Source organism: Lentzea waywayandensis (genome assembly GCF_900115955.1).
Taxonomy (GTDB): Bacteria; Actinomycetota; Actinomycetes; order Mycobacteriales; family Pseudonocardiaceae; genus Lentzea; species Lentzea waywayandensis.
In genome coordinates, this window is the sequence record NZ_FOYL01000009.1 from 387,418 (window position 1) to 403,076 (window position 15,659).

Sequence of the window (15,659 nt, forward strand, 5' to 3'; positions counted from 1 at the left end):
GGTTTCCGGCGATGCCGAACGAAGAGAAGCTCGTTGAGTACCTGAAGTGGGTCACGGCTGACCTGCACGAGACGCGTCAACGCCTGGAGGAGGTCGAGTCCGGGCGCCACGAGCCGATCGCGATCGTCGGCATCGCGTGCCGCTTCCCCGGCGACGTGCGCTCCGCCGAGGACCTGTGGGACCTGGTGTCGGAGGGCCGCGACGCGATCACCGGTTTCCCGACCGACCGCGGCTGGGACCTGGGAACGCTGGCGGGCGGGGACTCCGCGACGTTGCAGGGCGGGTTCCTGTACGACGCGGCGGAGTTCGACCCCGGCTTCTTCGGCATCTCGCCGCGCGAGGCTCTCGCGATGGACCCTCAGCAACGGCTGCTGCTGCAGACGACGTGGGAGGCCATCGAACGTGCGGGCATCGACCCGGCGTCGTTGCGTGGCAGCGAAACGGGCGTGTTCGTCGGCACGAACGGCCAGGACTACGGACACGTCCTGATTGCGTCGGAGGAGGACGTCGAGGGCCACGCCGGAATGGGCACGGCCGCAAGCGTCATCTCGGGCCGCATCTCGTACACGTTCGGTTTCGAGGGACCTGCCGTCACGATCGACACGGCGTGTTCTTCTTCTCTCGTCGGGTTGCACCTCGCTGCTGCCGCGCTGCGCAACGGCGAGTGCTCGCTCGCGGTCGCGGGCGGCGTCACGGTCATGGCGACGGCTTCGAACTTCGCCGGCTTCACGCGCCAGGGCGGGCTCGCGGTTTCCGGGCGTTGCAAGGCCTTCTCCGATGACGCCGACGGGACCGGTTGGTCCGAGGGCGTTGGCGTGTTGTTGGTGGAGAAGCTCTCGGACGCACAGCGCGACGGACATCCCGTGCTCGCCGTGGTGGTGGGCAGCGCCGTCAACCAGGACGGCGCGTCGAACGGCCTCTCCGCGCCGAACGGTCCTTCGCAACGGCGGGTGATCCAGGCGGCGCTGGCTTCGGCCGGGCTGGCGGCCGACGAGGTGGGCGCGGTCGAGGCGCACGGCACCGGGACTGTGCTGGGAGACCCGATCGAGGCACAGGCGCTGCTCGCGACCTACGGCACCGAACGCGCCGAGCCGCTGCGGCTGGGCGCGGTGAAGTCGAACATCGGGCACACGCAGGCGGCCGCGGGTGTGGCGGGCGTGATCAAGATGGTGATGGCGTTGCAGCGGGAGACGCTCCCCCGGACGCTGCACGTGAGCGCGCCGTCGTCGCACGTGGACTGGACGGCGGGCAACATCGAGCTGCTGACGGAGGCCGAGCCGTGGCCGCGCGGGGAGCAGCCGCGCCGGGCGGGGATCTCGTCGTTCGGCGTGTCGGGGACGAACGCGCACGTGATCATCGAGGAAGCTCCGGAGCCGACCGAAGACAGCGACGAGCCCACGCGGTGCCCGTTCGGCTTCGGCACGGAGGCGGACGAGTTGCCGCTGGTCGTGTCGGCGAAGTCGGCGAACGCCCTGCAGACCCGCGTCGATCAGGTCCGTGCTCTCACCGACTCCCCTGCGGCTGTCGGCTACTCGCTCCTCACCACCCGCAGCACCGGCTTCGAGCACCGCGCCGTCCTCCTCAACGGCGTCACTCTCGCGAGCGGCCAGACCCAGCGCAAACCGGTGGCCGCCCTCTTCAGCGGCCAGGGCGCTCAGCGCCTGGGCATGGGCAAGGACCTCTACGAAACCTCCGACACCTTCCGCGCCGCGTTCGACAACGTCGCCCAGCACCTCGACGTGGACCTCGACGACGCCATGTGGGGCACGGACGAGGAAGCGCTCAACCAGACCGGCACCACCCAGCCGGCCCTGTTCGCCCTCCAGGTCGCCCTCTACCGCCTTCTGGAGAGCTACGGCTTCAAGCCCGACCACGTCGCCGGCCACTCCATCGGCGAGATCGCGGCGGCACACGTCGCCGGCGTGCTCACCCTCGAAGACGCCGCCACCCTGGTCCAAGAGCGCGCACGCCTCATGCAGGCCCTGCCGCAGAGCGGCGCGATGTTCGCCGTCAAGGCGACGGAAGCGGAAGTCAGGAAGCACCTCACCGCGCAGGTCGACATCGCCGCCATCAACGGCCCCAACGACATCGTCATCGCCGGCGACGAAGCGACAGCAAGGGCGATCGCGCAGAACTGGGAGCACAAGCAGCTCCGGGTCAGCCACGCCTTCCACTCCCCGCTGATGGAGCCGATGCTCGACGACTTCCGCAACGCCATCAAGCACATCGACTTCCACAAGCCGCGCATCCCCATCCACACCAGCGGCGATGTCACGACCGTCGGCTACTGGGTCGACCACGTCCGAAACACGGTCCGCTTCACCGAGAACGTCGAGAAGATCGGCGAGGCCACGTTCATCGAGATCGGCCCGACCGGAGTGCTCAGCGCACTCGTCGACGGCTGCATCCCGACGCTGCGCAAGGACAAGCCCGAACCGGCTGCTGTCCTCACCGCGCTCGCCAAGCTCTACGTCAGCGGCGTGAACGTCGACTGGCGGAAGTTCTTCCCACGTGGCAACAAGATCGCGCTGCCCACCTACCCGTTCGACACGCAGCGGTTCTGGCCCAAGGGCGGCACCGCGCCGAGCGGGCCGGCCAAATCCCAACCCGCCCTGCACGAACTGCAGTGGGTCGACGCCACCGTGACCGCGAGTCCCATCGCGGCGGCCAGGTGGGCGATCATCGGCGGGGACGAGTTCGACCTCGCGCACGTCCTCTACAGCGCCGGGCAGACCGTCACCGGGTACGGCGAAACGCTCGCCGAAGCCGCGAAGACCACCAAGCCTGACGTGTTCATCGTGGCGGTCAGCGGCGATGGCACACCGGAGAGCACGCACGCGCAGACGCAGCGCGTCCTCGCGATCCTGCAAGAGGCCAACGACTACAGCGCGCACATCGTGTTCGTCAGCGGGGAGAACGATCTCACGGCGGCTGCCACGGCAGGTCTCGTGCGCAGTGCGCAGATGGAGAACCCCGGCAGGTTCCTGCTGTTCGACACCGACGGGCTGGACGTGTCCGGCGCGTTGCTGCCCAAACTGGTGGCGTGGGACGAGCCGCACGTGAAGGTCCGCAATGGACAGACGACGGTGCCACGGCTTCAGGAAACCCAGAAGACCGAAGGCAAGTACGAGTGGGACCCGAACAAGACGGTCCTGATCACGGGTGGCACCGGCGGGCTCGGCGCCGAACTGGCGAAACACCTCGTCACCAGGCACAACGTCAAACACCTGCTGCTCGCCAGCCGTCGCGGCGAGGAGTCACCCAAGGCCACCGAACTGCGTCAGGAGCTCGAAGCACAGGGCGCGACGGTCACGATCGCGGCGGCCGATGTCTCGAAGGCCGACGACGTCACCACGCTGCTGAGTGCCGCGCACAAGCCGTTGCAGGCCATCATTCACACGGCAGGCGTGCTGGACGACGCGCTGATCGACGCGCTGACCCCGGACAGCGTCACGAAGGTCCTCACGCCCAAGGTCGACGCGGCCTGGCACCTGCGCAACGCCACGGACGTCCCGCTCGTCCTCTACAGCTCCGTCTCGGGCGTGATGGGTGCGGCGGGACAGGGCAACTACGCGGCCGCCAACTCCTACCTCGACGCCCTCGCCCAGAGCACCGAGAACACCATCAGCCTCGCCTGGGGACCGTGGGCGCAGGACTCCGGCATGACGGCCGGGCTCAGCCAGGCCGCGATGGACAGGATGCAACGGTCGGGCATGCCGCCGCTGGCCGTCGAGCAGGGCCTCGCGCTGTTCGACGCGGCACTCGCACACCGGAAGGCCCTGCTGGTCCCGATCCACGTCGCCGCCCAGCGAGGCCCCGTCTCCAAGCTCCTGGGAGGCACCAGCGAACAGCCGCAGGAGAAGGCCGCCGTCACGGTGCTGGACCGGCTGCGCAACGCCACACCACAGGACCGCGAGGGCATGGTCCGCGACCTCGTCACCGGCACGAGCGCCGCATTGCTCGGCCACCCGGACCCGAGCGCGGTCGACCCCCAGAAGGACTTCCTCGAACTCGGCTTCGACAGCCTCATCGCCGTCGAACTGCGCAACCAGCTCAACGAACTCCTCAGCCTGAAGCTCGCGGGATCGGTCGTCTTCGACCACAAGACCCCGGCGAACCTCGCCCAGCACCTCGTCACCGAGCTCGGCACCCTCCACAGTGGAGGAAGCACGGGCAACGGCGTCGAGGTGGCGGCGGAGGACACCGTGTTCGGGCTCTTCATGGACGCCGTCACGAAGAACAACGTCGCCGCCGGCCTGCAGATGCTCAAGGGCGTCGCGAACCTGCGCCCGATGTTCTCCTCCCCCGCCGAACTGGACGACCTGCCCGAGGCCGTCACGCTCGCGGACGGCCCGAAGCTGCCCAAGCTCATCTGCATCAGCGCTCCCGGCGCGACGGCAGGCGTGCACATGTACGCCAGGCTCGCGGCTCACCTGCGAGGCAAACGGCAGGTCAGCGCGCTCCCGCTGGTCGGGTTCGGCGCCGGGGAACCGTTGCCGAAGGACGCCGCCGCAGTCAACCGGTGGGTCGCGGAGGCGGTGCTGCACGCGAGCGACGGCGACCCGTTCGTGCTCGTCGGCCACTCCTCCGGCGGCACCCTCGCCTACCTCGCGGCGGGCGTCATCGAGGAGACGTGGGGCATCAAACCGGACGGCGTGATCATGCTCGACACGCTGAGCCTCAACTACGACAACCGCGAGGGCATGGACTTCGAGTCCGTCACCAGCAACTACTTCAACACGATGGACTCCCCCGCGGTCAACATGAACAGCGCACGCCTGTCCGCCATGGCGCACTGGTTCCCGCGCATCATCGACACCGGCATCCACACGACGGTGCCGAAACTGCTGGTCCGATGCGCGAACGAGGTCCGGGGCACGGATCTGGTGACCACGAACCAGGACGTCTCGGTGCCCGCGGACGACATCAGGCTCGTGGCCACCGACCACATGGCGATGGTGAAGGAGGACGCCCACCTCACCGCCGAGGTGATGGAGGACTGGCTCAAGGCCTTCCACCCCGTCACGTCCTGACGAGCAGGGCCTTCTCGAACGGCAGCGGCCCGGCCGGCGGGACCGTCACGTCGAACAACGGCGTGTAGCCCGCCGCCAGGTACAGCCCGCGTGCCTCCGGCTGGCGCGGGCCCGTGGTCAGGTAAAGGCGCCGGTAGCCGAGCCGGACGGTCTCGGCTTCGAGCACCGAAAGCACCTGCCGTGCCAGGCCCTGGCGGCGGTACGACGAGTGGGTCCAGATCCGCTTCAACTCCGCGGTCTCCGAGTCGTACCGCCGGAACGCGCCGCCTGCCACGGCGGTTCCGCCCCGCAGCAACACCATCAGCCGTCCATCAGGCGGTGTCAGCGACTCGTCAGGGAACCGTTCCATCCGTTCCCTGGCCGCCGACCCGTACCTGCTCACGTACTCGTGCAACAACTCCGCCATCATCCCGGCGACCTCGGGAGCGTCCGGCCGAGTCCAGTGGACCTCGTCGGTCATCCGGCGCGCCGGTCCGCCAGCTGCACCACGTTCGGCGAGCGCTCCACCCGGACCCGGCTGCTCGACGCGACCAGGTACCCGACGCCGCGGACGGTCTGGATCACGTCCGAGGCGTCCGCGAGCTTCTGCCGGATCCGCCGCACGTGCACGTCGACCGTGCGGGCGCCGCTGTAGTCGTCGTTGACGCCCCAGACCGCCGCCAGCAGCTCACGGCGGCGATGCACCCGGTCGGTGTGCTCGCACAGGTGCAGCAGCAGTTCGAACTCCAGCCGCGTCGTCTCGACGAGTGCGTCGTGCACGAGCACCTGCCGCGTGTCGCGCAGGATTCGGACGTCCACGGCTTCGACCGCCGCCTGGGCCGCGGGCATCAGGCCCACGTCGTTCAACGCGCCGAGCAGCCGCAGCGCGGTGTCCTCGTCGTCGGTGTCGATGGTGATGCTGAACTTCATGACGCACCTCCCCGATCAGCTCTTCGGCAGACCCTGCGGGTTGATCTCGGACGTCGGCACGGCCTCGTCGGACAGACCCCACCGCTTGAGCACCTCGGCGTACTTGCCGTTGGCGATCAACTGGTTCAGCGCCTCCTGGACCGGGGTCACGAGCCCGCTGTCCTTCTTCGTGGTCGCGGCGATCTTGCCCTGCACCGCGGCGCCGCCGGAGAAGTTGCCGATCACCTCGGTCTGCCCGGACGTCACCGCGTGGTAGGCGGAGGAGGGGTTCGGGCCGAGGTAGGCGTCGATGCGGCCGGACTGGAGCGCGAGGTAGTAGTCCGACGAGTTCTGGAAGTACTTGATGTCGGTGGCCTGAAGACCGGCGGCGACGTTCTTGGTGCTCCAGTCGACCAGGATCCTCTCCTGGTTGGTGCCCGACGTCACGGCGATCACTTTGCCCGCCACGTCCTTGGGCTCCTTGACCTTCCAGGTGCCGCCCTTCTTCGCCTCGAACGCGAGCGTGTCGAGGCGGTAGGTGGCGAAGTCGTACTTCTCCTTGCGCGCCTCGGTCACGGTGATGTTCGACAGGCCGAGGTCGTAGGCGCCGCTGTCCAGTCCGACGAAGAGGTTCTCCCACGACGAGACCTCGAGCTTGGCCTTGAGCCCCAGCACGTCGGCGACCAGGGTGGCGATGTCGGTCTCGACACCGATCACGGTCTTGTCGTCGGTGGCGTAGAACCGCAGAGGTGGTGCTGTGCCTGCGGATCCGCCGATCGTCAGCTCGCCCTTGGCTCTGAACTTCTCCGGCACCTTCGCGGCGATCTTGTCGTCCTTGGTGGCAGTGATCCGCTTCTGGTCCGGGCCGAGGTTGATGCCCGAGCCCGCGACCTCGGCGGGCTCCTCACCGCCGGCGGTGCCACAAGCCGCCAGACCGAACACCAGCGCGGCGATAAGTAGTGTGCGCACAACGAACTCCTTCTACAGAACCTTGGACAGGAAAGCGCGGGTGCGCTCGTGGACCGGGTGGTCGAGCACCTCGTCCGGTGTTCCCTCTTCGACGATCACGCCGTCGTCCATGAACACGATGCGGTCGGCCACCTCGCGGGCGAAGCCGATCTCGTGCGTGACCACGACCATCGTGGTGCCGGAACGGGCGAGGTCGCGCAGCACGTCGAGCACCTCGCCGACGAGCTCCGGGTCCAGGGCCGAGGTCGGTTCGTCGAACAGCACGACCTTCGGCTGGGTAGCAAGGGCCCGCGCGATCGCGACGCGTTGCTGCTGGCCGCCGGAGAGTTGCCGGGGATACGCGTCCGCCTTGTCCACCAACCCGACCCGTTCCAGGAAGTGCCGCGCCTGCACCGGATCGGCCACCTCCGCGATGTTCTCCAGCGCGGTCAGGTGCGGGAACAGGTTGAAGTTCTGGAAGACGAACCCGATGTCCTTGCGCTGCTTGAGGATCTCGCGTTCCTTGAGCTCGTGGAGCTTGCCTCCGCGGCGCTGGTAGCCGATCAGCGCGCCGTCGATCGTGATGAACCCGCGATCGACCTTCTCCAGGTGGTTGATCGTGCGCAGCAACGTCGACTTGCCGGAGCCGGACGGCCCGAGCACCACGACGACCTCACCGGCCGCGACGTTCAACGACACCCCGCGCAGCACCTCGAGCGAGCCGAAGCTCTTGTGCACGCCCAGAACCTCGATCACCGGCGGTCTCCTCGCGCGAAGTAGCGCTCGACGTAGTGCTGGCCGATCGAGAGCAGGGTGGTCAGGATGATGTACCAGACGGTCGCGACCATCAGCAGTGCAACGACTCGCGCGTTGCGGCCGTAGATGACCTGCACCTGGTAGAAGAGCTCGCCGATCGCCATCACCGAGACGACCGACGTGCCTTTGAAGAGGCTGATCACCTCGTTGGCGGCGTTGGGCAGGATCGACCGCATCGCCTGGGGCAGCACGATTCTGCGGAACTGCCGGAACCTCGGAATGCCGAGCGCGGCCGCCGCCTCCAGCTGACCGCGGTCGACGGAGATCACGCCGGACCGGACGATCTCCGCCGCGTAGGCCGCCTGGTGCAACGCGAGGCCGAGCACGGCCGCGCCCATCGGGCTGATCAACGCGATGGTCTCGAAGCTCACGAACTCCGGCCCGAACGGAATGCCGAGCGAAAGCCGTTGGTACAGATAGGAGATGTTGAACCAGAACAACAGCTGCACGATCAGCGGGATCGACCGGAACGCCCAGATGTAGGTCCAGCCCACCGCCGAGAGGAACGGGCTCTTCGACATCCGCAGCACCGCGACCACGATGCCGAGCGCGAACCCCAGCACGGTGCCGAGCACGGTCAGCACGATGGTGGTGCCGACGGCGGTCAGGATCGACTGGGCGGTGAAGTACCGGGCGAACGTCGGCCAGTCCCAGGCGGGGTTCGTGACCAGGCCGTGCACGAACTGCGCGGCGAGCACCAGCACGAAGGCCACACCGACCCAGCGCCACGGGTGGCGGGCCGGCACGACCGGTAACGAAGAGAGATCATCGTCCTTTGTGGACACAAGCGTCAGCGTGCCGGAAGAGGTCATGGCGAGTCCTTGCTGCGGCGGGGAACGTGAGACGAGCGAGCAGAGTCAGCTCGTACAGTCGATGCGACAGCGGGAGGACAGGACCAACGCGGCGGCGCCGTTCATCCTGTCCTCCCTTCCCTGCGCTCTTGAGGAGAGCACTCACTCAACGACGCTCACGTTAGGTACCGATGAACCGGCTGGGCAAGGACGTCCACGTGCTGAACAACTATCGGATACCGAGATGATCCCTCAGCGTCGGACCTGTGTAGTCGGCCCGGAAGACGCCGCGCTCCTGGAGCAGCGGCACGACGGTGTCCGCGAACTCGTCGAGCCCGCCCGGCGTCACGTGCGGCACGAGGATGAAGCCGTCCGCGGCGTCCTGCTGCACGAGGTCGTTGATCTGCGTGGCGACGCTGTCCGCCGAGCCGATGAACGTCTGCCGGGCGCTCACGTCGATCACGAGGTCGCGGATGGACAGGTTCTTGGCCGCGGCCTTGTCCCGCCACTCCCGCACCGTGGCGGCCGGGTCCTTGAACATCCGCACGCTCGCCCGGCCCTTGGCGATGGTGTTCTCGCCGGTCAACGGCTCGACGTCAGGCAGAGGGCCGTCCGGGTCGTAGCCGCTCAGGTCCCGGTTCCACACCTGTTCCAGGAACCGGATCGCGGTCGCGCCGCTGACCTGCCGGCGCCGCACGACCGCGGCCTTCTCCTGCGCGTCCGCATCGGTGTCGCCGAGGATGAACGTGGCCGCGGGCAACACCACCAACTGGTCGTGCGTGCGCCCGTACTTGGCCAGCCTGCCTTTCACGTCGCTGTAGAACTTCTGACCGGCCTCCAGCGTCCCGTGCCGCGAGAAGATCGCGTCGGCGGTGGCGGCGGCGAACTCGCGGCCCTCCTCGGAGTCACCGGCCTGGAGGATCACCGGACGGCCCTGCGGCGAGCGCGGGACGCCGAACGCGCCGCTGATGTCGAAGTGCTGGTCCTTGTGCTCGAAAGCGCCCACGCCGGTGTCGAACAGCTTCCACGCCGTGCGCAGGAACGACTCCGCGCGGGTGTAGCGGTCCTCCTGCTTCAGAAAGCCACCGCGCCGGAAGTTCTCACCGGTGAACGCGTCCCACGAGGTCACGACGTTCCAGGCGGCGCGGCCGTCCGACAGGTGGTCGAGCGAGGCGAACTGCCGGGCCACCTCGTACGGTTCGTTGAACGTCGAGTTGATCGTGCCGGCGAGCCCGAGCTTCTCGGTGACAGCCGCCAGCGCGGCGAGCACGGTGAAGGTGTCCGGCCGGCCGACGACGTCCAGGTCGTAGATCTCGCCGCCCTGCTCGCGCAGCCGCAGTCCCTCGGCGAGGAAGAAGAAGTCGAACTTCGCGCGTTCGGCCGTCTGTGCCAAGTGGACGAACGACTCGAACTCGATGTGGCTGCCCGCCTGCGGATCGCTCCAGACGGTCGTGTTGTTCACGCCGGGGAAGTGCGCGGCGAGGTGGATCTGCTTGGTCATCTCGCGCTCCTTCTAGGCGAACTGGTTGGCGGGCCGGGCGAGACCGAGATGGCCGCGCAACGTCCTGTGCTCGTACTCGGTGCGGAACAGCCCACGGCGGCGCAGTTCGGGCACGAGCTCACGGGTGATCTGCTCGAGATCACCGTGCAGGCGGAAGCCGGCGAATCCCTCGGACTGCCAGGCGATCAGCTGCTCGATCGGGGTGGACACGTCGGCATCTCGGAACACGAGCCTGTCCGTGTCCGAGACTTCGTCGGCGAACACGATGTCCCCCAACGGATGCGAGGCCGCGATCAGCGGGTGGCCCTGCGGCGGGCGCGGCGTGATCGACGGCCCGCGCACCTTGAACCACCGGCCCTCGAAGTCGATGTAGTGCAGCTTCTCGCGGTCGATGAACCGCCCGGTGGCCTCGTCGCGGATCTCCGCGTCGTCCTCCCAGCTGTCCCACAACCGGCGCAGGACCTCCGCGTAGTCCGCGGCCTCCTCCCACAGTTCGGGCTCATCTCCGACCGAACGACGCCCGAAGTGCTTGGCGTCAGCGGGATCTGGCGCCACGGTCAACTGAACGCCCGCCCGTCCCCCGCTCACGTAGTCGAGCGTCGCGATCGCCTTCGACAGGTGGAACGGTTCGGTGTGCGTGACCACCGCCGTCGGCACCAGGCCGACGTACGTGGTCAGCGGCGCGATGCGCGCGGCGGTGAGCACCGCGTCCAGTCCCGGCTGCCCGCCGAGCGAGTCGCCGAACGTGACGAAGTCGAGCGTGCCGTGCTCGGCCTCGCGCACGAGCCCGGCCCAATGCCTTGCGGTGAAAGCCTCTTCGCCGGTCGCGTGGAGCGCGGCGGCCAGGTGCAGTCGTGAGCCCACCGGTCCCCCTCTCGTCGTTTACCCGCATTCTGTGCGCGCGGAAGGGGCTCGCGCCGGGGCGGCCACTGGGTGGGAATCTCGGCCATCGAGGGAATATTTTTCGGGCTTGCGGTTCGCGACGGGTTGATGTCACGATCTTCCGCATGACGACTCGAAAGGGCGTGCGCGCCCTCGCGCTGTGAGCGCACCGAGCGGGCTCGAGGCCCGCTCCACCGATCATTCCCCGCTCCGCGAAGACTGGCTCGCCCACGCGCTGAGCACCGCACCCGCAGATCGTCCGGCGGCCGAAGAGGCCGTGGCCCAGTTGTACGCGGCCACCGGCAGGCCACCACCGGACTTCGTCTGGGTGCGTTCTCCTGCCGAAGCGGCAACTGTGTTGCCCGCCAAGGAGATCTTCCGCTACCGCGACAACTGGCAGACCGTCGAGGCGCAGATCGCCGCGCTGGTCTCGGACCTGCGTCAACGGCGGCGGCAACGCGGTGACTGGCAGGGCGCCCCGAGCCGTCAGGGCACGGACCTGCGCCGAATCGTCCGCGAAGGCCTGATTCCCGCGATCAACTCCACGATGCCGGGCTCGCTCGGCATCGGCTGGGCAGGCCAGCACGAGGCTGACTGGCAGGCTGACCTCAACGCGCCTGACCTGGAGCTGCTCGACGTCTGGGTGACCCTCACCCGGTCGACCGGGTGGTGGTGGCCGCGCGAGGACGTCTGCGTGATGTCCGATCGGCCCACCGCGGTGCACGTGGACGCGAACTCGTTGCCGCACAACGACAAAGCCCCTGCCATCACGTTCGCCGACGGCAGCCGCGCCTACGCCTGGCACGGCACGACCGTGCCGAGGTGGGTGATCGAGGAGCCGGACGTCGTCCGGATCCTGACCGAACGCCGCCTGGAGCTGCGTTTCGCCGCGGCGGAACGCATCGGCTGGGAGACCTACATCGCCCAGGCCGCGCCGCCGTTGATCGCCACCGCTCCCGACCCCGGCAACCCGGGCTTCGACCTGCGCCTCTACGACCTGTGGGACCAGATCACCCTGCTGCTCGTCGTCAACGGCTCGGTCGAGCGCGACGGCACCCGGCGCCGCTACGGCCTGCGGATGCACCGCTGGCAACGCGACCCGCTCGACGCCGCGGCCTCGACCTACGGGTTGCGGGCCGACCAGTACTCCCAACTCCTACGACGCACCTGAAACACACCATGAACCTCGCAGAACTCGTCGACCGCACCAGCGTCGACACGCTCGACCACCTCGAGCGACAGTCCACCGTCCCCGTCGTCGACGGCCTCCAGGCCCAGGGCGACCTGATCGTCATCCCGTTCGCGATGCTCGACCCGCTGCCGGACGACACCCCGGACCGCGAGGTGCCTCCCGAGGGCGTCCACCTCATCGCCGGACTGAACGGCGGCAACCCGCACGTCCTCGTCGCGGACCCCGGCACCTGCCGCTGGGCCACCGGCCAGGACCTGGCCGTCGTCGAGAACACCGCTCCCGTCTACCTCCTGCACCCCGAGCACGGCGGAACCGGCATCGCCGCGGGCCGGTGGCTGATCCGCCGGCAGTGGTCGGCGACCGGCCTGGTCGCGGACTGAGAAAGGGTTGCCTTGACGTGCGCGTCAAGGTTTAGCGTTCGGTCATGAGGATCGGCGAACTGGCCAAGCGAGCCGGCACCACCACCCGTGCGCTGCGCTTCTACGAGTCCGAGGGGCTCCTCGAAGCGCAGCGCACGCCCAACGGTTACCGCGAGTACGGCGAGCACGACCTGCGACTGGTTCGCGAGATCCAGTCGCTGCAGGCGGTCGGACTGTCCCTGGAGGACACCCGGCCGTTCGTGGCCTGCCTGCGCGCGGGCCACGAGTCCGGTGACTCGTGCCCGGACTCGCGGGAGGTCTACCGGCGCAAGCTCGCCGAGGTGGACGCCTGCCTCGACCGGCTGGGCACCGTCCGGGAGTTCCTGCTGGCCAGACTCGCCTTCCAAGACCCGTGTCTCGTACCCGAGGAGATCCAGTGCAGCTGACCGACGCCACGTTCGCGGACCAGACCCGGACCGGCACCGTCCTCGTGGAGTTCTGGGCGCAGTGGTGCGGACCGTGCCACATGCTCTCCCCCGTGCTGGACGAGATCGACCGCGAGCGCGACGACCTGACCGTGCTCAAGATCAACGCCGACGAGAACACCGCCACCGCCCGCGACTACCAGGTCATGTCGCTGCCCACGATGCTGCTGTTCCGCGACGGAGTGCCGATCCGGCAGATCGTGGGAGCCCGCCCCAAGGGCCGCCTGCTGGCTGAACTGGATGACGCGCTCAGCGCCTGAGCCGCCTATCTTTTAGCGCATGCTCGGTCTCGAACTCGTAGTGGTGCTGGGCGTGTGCATCCTGGCGAGCAGTGTCGTGTCCGGACGGTTGCGCGTCGCAGCCCCGGTCCTGCTGGTCGTCTGCGGCGCCGTGCTCGGCTTCGTGCCCGCCCTGGAAGAGGTCAGCCTGCCGCCCGAGGCGATGCTGCTGATCTTCCTGCCGGCGTTGCTGTACTGGGAGAGCCTCAACACGTCGTTGCGGGAGATCCGCAGCAACCTGCGCCCGATCGTGCTGCTCAGCACGCTGCTCGTCCTCGCGACCGCCGCGGCGGTCGCCGCCGTCGCCCACGCGCTCGGCCTCGACTGGGGTCCCGCGTGGGTGCTCGGCGCGGCCCTGGCGCCCACCGACGCGACCGCCGTCTCGGCGATCGCGCGGGGCATGCCACGCCGGACCACGACGATCCTGCGCGCGGAGTCGTTGATCAACGACGGCACGGCGCTGGTGATCTACGCGATCGCCATCTCCATCACCATCGGTGAGCAGGAGTTCAGCACCGGCATGGTCGGCCTGCGGCTGCTGCTGTCGTACGCGGGCGGCGCGGTCGCGGGGTTGTTGGTGGCGTGGCTCGCGGTGCAGGTGCGCAAGCGGCTCGACAACCCGCTGCTCGAGACGGTGGTCAGCGTCCTCACCCCGTTCGCCGCGTTCCTGCTGGCCGAGACCGTCCACGGCTCCGGCGTGATCGCCGTGGTGACGTGCGGACTGACCCTGGCACGCGTCGGGCCGCGCGTCGTGCCCGCCGACACCCGCCAGATGAGCTACGCGTTCTGGGGCATAGCCACGTTCCTGCTCAACGGCGCCCTGTTCGTCCTGATCGGACTCCAGGCCCACAGCGCGATCCGGGCCCTGGACGGGTCCGAGATCCTCGCCGCGTTCGGCGGAATCGGTCTGGTCGCGGTGACCGTGGCGGGCACGCGGATGCTGTGGAGCTACACGACTCCCTATGTGATCCGCGCTTTGGATCGTCGTCCTCAGCAACGGCTACGCCGCGTGGGTGCCCGGCAACGGCTGGTGTCGTCGGCCGCCGGGTTCCGCGGGGCGGTGTCGCTGGCGGCGGCGCTGGCGGTGCCGGAGACCGTGGTCGGCGGCGCGCCGTTCCCGTTCCGCGACGAGATCGTCCTCATCACGTCCGGTGTCGTGGTGCTGACGCTGATCGTGCAGTCGATCATGCTGCCCTCGATCATCCGGTTCTCCCAGCTGCCCGAGGACACGGCGCTGGACGAGGAACTGCGGCTGGCGCAGTCGACGGCGTCCGAGGCGGCCTACGAAGCGCTGCCTTCGCTGGCGGACAAGGTCGGCGTGTCCGACGTCGTCTACAAGCGGGTGCGGGCCGAGTACGAGCACCACCTGGAAGTCGTGCGCGCCAAGGAGGCGGGCGACGAGGAGGTCGCCCAGTCGGAGGTCGAGTACACGGCGCTGCGGCTGGAGCTGATCGCGCACAAGCGGGCGACCGTGGTGCGGCTGCGCGACGAGGCGGCGATCGACGACATCGTGTTGCGGACGATTCAGCGACGGCTCGACGTCGAGGAAGTGCGGCTGTCTCGGCGTGAGACCGAGGAAGACTAGTTCCGTAGGGTTGGGGCCATGATCACTCCACGGGAGCGCGTGCTGGCCCGGATCGCTGACCATCTGTGCGGTGTGCGACCTGGACATCCGGTGCGGGTGGCGGTGGACGGGATCACGGCCTCCGGCAAGACGACGCTCGCCCGTGAACTGACGGATGCCGTTGCCGCTCGCGGGCGTTCGGCGGCGCACCTGTCGATGGACGGGTTCCACAACCCGCGTGCCGTTCGCCATCGGATGGGGCGGGACTCGGCCGACGGGTACTACCTGGACGCCTACGACTTCGCCGCCTTCTCACGGCTGGTGCTGGAGCCGCTCGGGCCTGGCGGGGATCTGCGGTATCGATCGCGGATCATCGACCTGCGCTCGGACACTGCGCTGGACGAGCCACCGGTGACCGCGCCTGAAGACCTCGTTCTGGTGGTGGACGGGAGCTTCCTTCAGCGGGAGCTGGAGTGGGACGAGGTCGTCTTCGTGGACACGCCGTTCGCCGTCGCCCGGGAACGCGGGACTCGTCGTGACACGGAACTGCTGGGCGCGCTGGAGCAGGCAGAGCGCGCGTTCGACCAGCGGTATCACGCTGCGAGCCGCCGGTACCTGGACGAGGTCGGCCCGGCGGACCGTGCCTCGGTCGTGGTCGGGAACGAGGACGTGGCCAACCCCGTGTTGCTCAGGATCGGCTAGTGTCCTGAGTTCTTAATTCGTGTGCAGTAGCGTGCGATGGAGTCGAGGATCTGGGCGGCGGTCTTGGTCCAGACGTAGGGCCGTGGGTCGTCGTTCCAGGTCTCGATCCATGCGCGGATGTCGCGGTTGAGCGCGCGGACGCTGGTGTGGCTTCCGCGTTGGAGTTTCTTGGTCGTCAGCTCGGAGAACCAGCGTTCGACGAGGTTGAGCCAGGAGCTCG

The 15,659-nt window shown here is 68.7% G+C and carries 13 protein-coding genes and 2 pseudogenes; 7 read left to right on the forward strand and 8 right to left on the reverse strand.

Annotated elements, in window-relative coordinates; translation table 11 throughout:
- Positions 1-23: 23 nt before the first annotated feature.
- Positions 24-5,033: pseudogene (locus BM417_RS31475) on the forward strand (SDR family NAD(P)-dependent oxidoreductase); the annotation flags it as partial.
- Here the strand turns inward: BM417_RS31475 and BM417_RS31480 are convergent.
- The 7 genes from BM417_RS31480 to BM417_RS31510 all read right to left on the reverse strand — a co-directional run bounded on the left by BM417_RS31480 (position 5,023) and on the right by BM417_RS31510 (position 10,841).
- On the reverse strand, positions 5,023-5,493 hold the full coding sequence (locus BM417_RS31480; protein WP_093602013.1) for a GNAT family N-acetyltransferase: 471 nt from the start codon (positions 5,491-5,493) through the stop codon (positions 5,023-5,025). The pseudogene BM417_RS31475 and the gene BM417_RS31480 sit on opposite strands and share 11 nt — an antisense overlap.
- A complete protein-coding gene (locus tag BM417_RS31485) occupies positions 5,490-5,942 on the reverse strand; it encodes a winged helix-turn-helix domain-containing protein (protein WP_093602015.1) in 453 nt (150 codons plus the stop codon). Before BM417_RS31485 ends, BM417_RS31480 begins: the two co-directional genes overlap by 4 nt.
- 15 nt (positions 5,943-5,957) lie before the next feature.
- On the reverse strand, positions 5,958-6,890 hold the full coding sequence (locus BM417_RS31490) for an ABC transporter substrate-binding protein (RefSeq protein WP_093602017.1): 933 nt from the start codon (positions 6,888-6,890) through the stop codon (positions 5,958-5,960).
- 12 nt (positions 6,891-6,902) lie between these two features.
- Positions 6,903-7,625 carry an amino acid ABC transporter ATP-binding protein gene (locus tag BM417_RS31495; protein ID WP_093602019.1) on the reverse strand — a complete coding sequence of 241 codons (723 nt, stop codon included), beginning with the start codon at positions 7,623-7,625 and terminating at the stop codon, positions 6,903-6,905.
- A complete protein-coding gene (locus BM417_RS31500; protein WP_093602021.1) occupies positions 7,622-8,497 on the reverse strand; it encodes an amino acid ABC transporter permease in 876 nt (291 codons plus the stop codon). Before BM417_RS31500 ends, BM417_RS31495 begins: the two co-directional genes overlap by 4 nt.
- A gap of 208 nt (positions 8,498-8,705) precedes the next feature.
- Positions 8,706-9,977: an LLM class flavin-dependent oxidoreductase gene (locus tag BM417_RS31505; protein WP_093602023.1), complete on the reverse strand. Its 1,272-nt coding sequence runs from the start codon at positions 9,975-9,977 to the stop codon at positions 8,706-8,708.
- A 12-nt stretch (positions 9,978-9,989) separates the two neighbouring features.
- Positions 9,990-10,841: an LLM class flavin-dependent oxidoreductase gene (locus BM417_RS31510; protein ID WP_093602025.1), complete on the reverse strand. Its 852-nt coding sequence runs from the start codon at positions 10,839-10,841 to the stop codon at positions 9,990-9,992.
- Positions 10,842-11,019: 178 nt separating this feature from the next.
- Here BM417_RS31510 and BM417_RS31515 point away from each other — a divergent pair, with 178 nt between their 5' ends.
- Genes BM417_RS31515 through BM417_RS31540 form a run of 6 tightly spaced genes read left to right on the forward strand, consistent with a single transcriptional unit; the run spans position 11,020 to position 15,439 of the window.
- Positions 11,020-12,030 carry a DUF6745 domain-containing protein gene (locus BM417_RS31515; RefSeq protein WP_093602027.1) on the forward strand — a complete coding sequence of 337 codons (1,011 nt, stop codon included), beginning with the start codon at positions 11,020-11,022 and terminating at the stop codon, positions 12,028-12,030.
- Between the two features lie 8 nt (positions 12,031-12,038).
- Positions 12,039-12,431, forward strand: coding sequence for a hypothetical protein (locus tag BM417_RS31520; protein WP_093602028.1), 393 nt, complete (start codon positions 12,039-12,041; stop codon positions 12,429-12,431).
- A 44-nt stretch (positions 12,432-12,475) separates the two neighbouring features.
- Positions 12,476-12,856 carry a MerR family transcriptional regulator gene (locus tag BM417_RS31525; RefSeq protein ID WP_093602030.1) on the forward strand — a complete coding sequence of 127 codons (381 nt, stop codon included), beginning with the start codon at positions 12,476-12,478 and terminating at the stop codon, positions 12,854-12,856.
- Positions 12,847-13,155: a thioredoxin gene (trxA, locus tag BM417_RS31530; RefSeq protein ID WP_245822278.1), complete on the forward strand. Its 309-nt coding sequence runs from the start codon at positions 12,847-12,849 to the stop codon at positions 13,153-13,155. Before BM417_RS31525 ends, trxA begins: the two co-directional genes overlap by 10 nt.
- Before the next feature lie 19 nt (positions 13,156-13,174).
- Positions 13,175-14,758, forward strand: coding sequence for a Na+/H+ antiporter (locus BM417_RS31535; protein WP_093602034.1), 1,584 nt, complete (start codon positions 13,175-13,177; stop codon positions 14,756-14,758).
- An 18-nt stretch (positions 14,759-14,776) separates the two neighbouring features.
- Positions 14,777-15,439, forward strand: coding sequence for a nucleoside/nucleotide kinase family protein (locus BM417_RS31540; protein ID WP_143138874.1), 663 nt, complete (start codon positions 14,777-14,779; stop codon positions 15,437-15,439).
- On the opposite strand, the pseudogene BM417_RS31545 reads toward BM417_RS31540, so the two are convergent.
- Positions 15,436-15,659 (reverse strand): annotated as a pseudogene (locus BM417_RS31545) (IS630 family transposase); the annotation flags it as partial. The gene BM417_RS31540 and the pseudogene BM417_RS31545 overlap by 4 nt on opposite strands.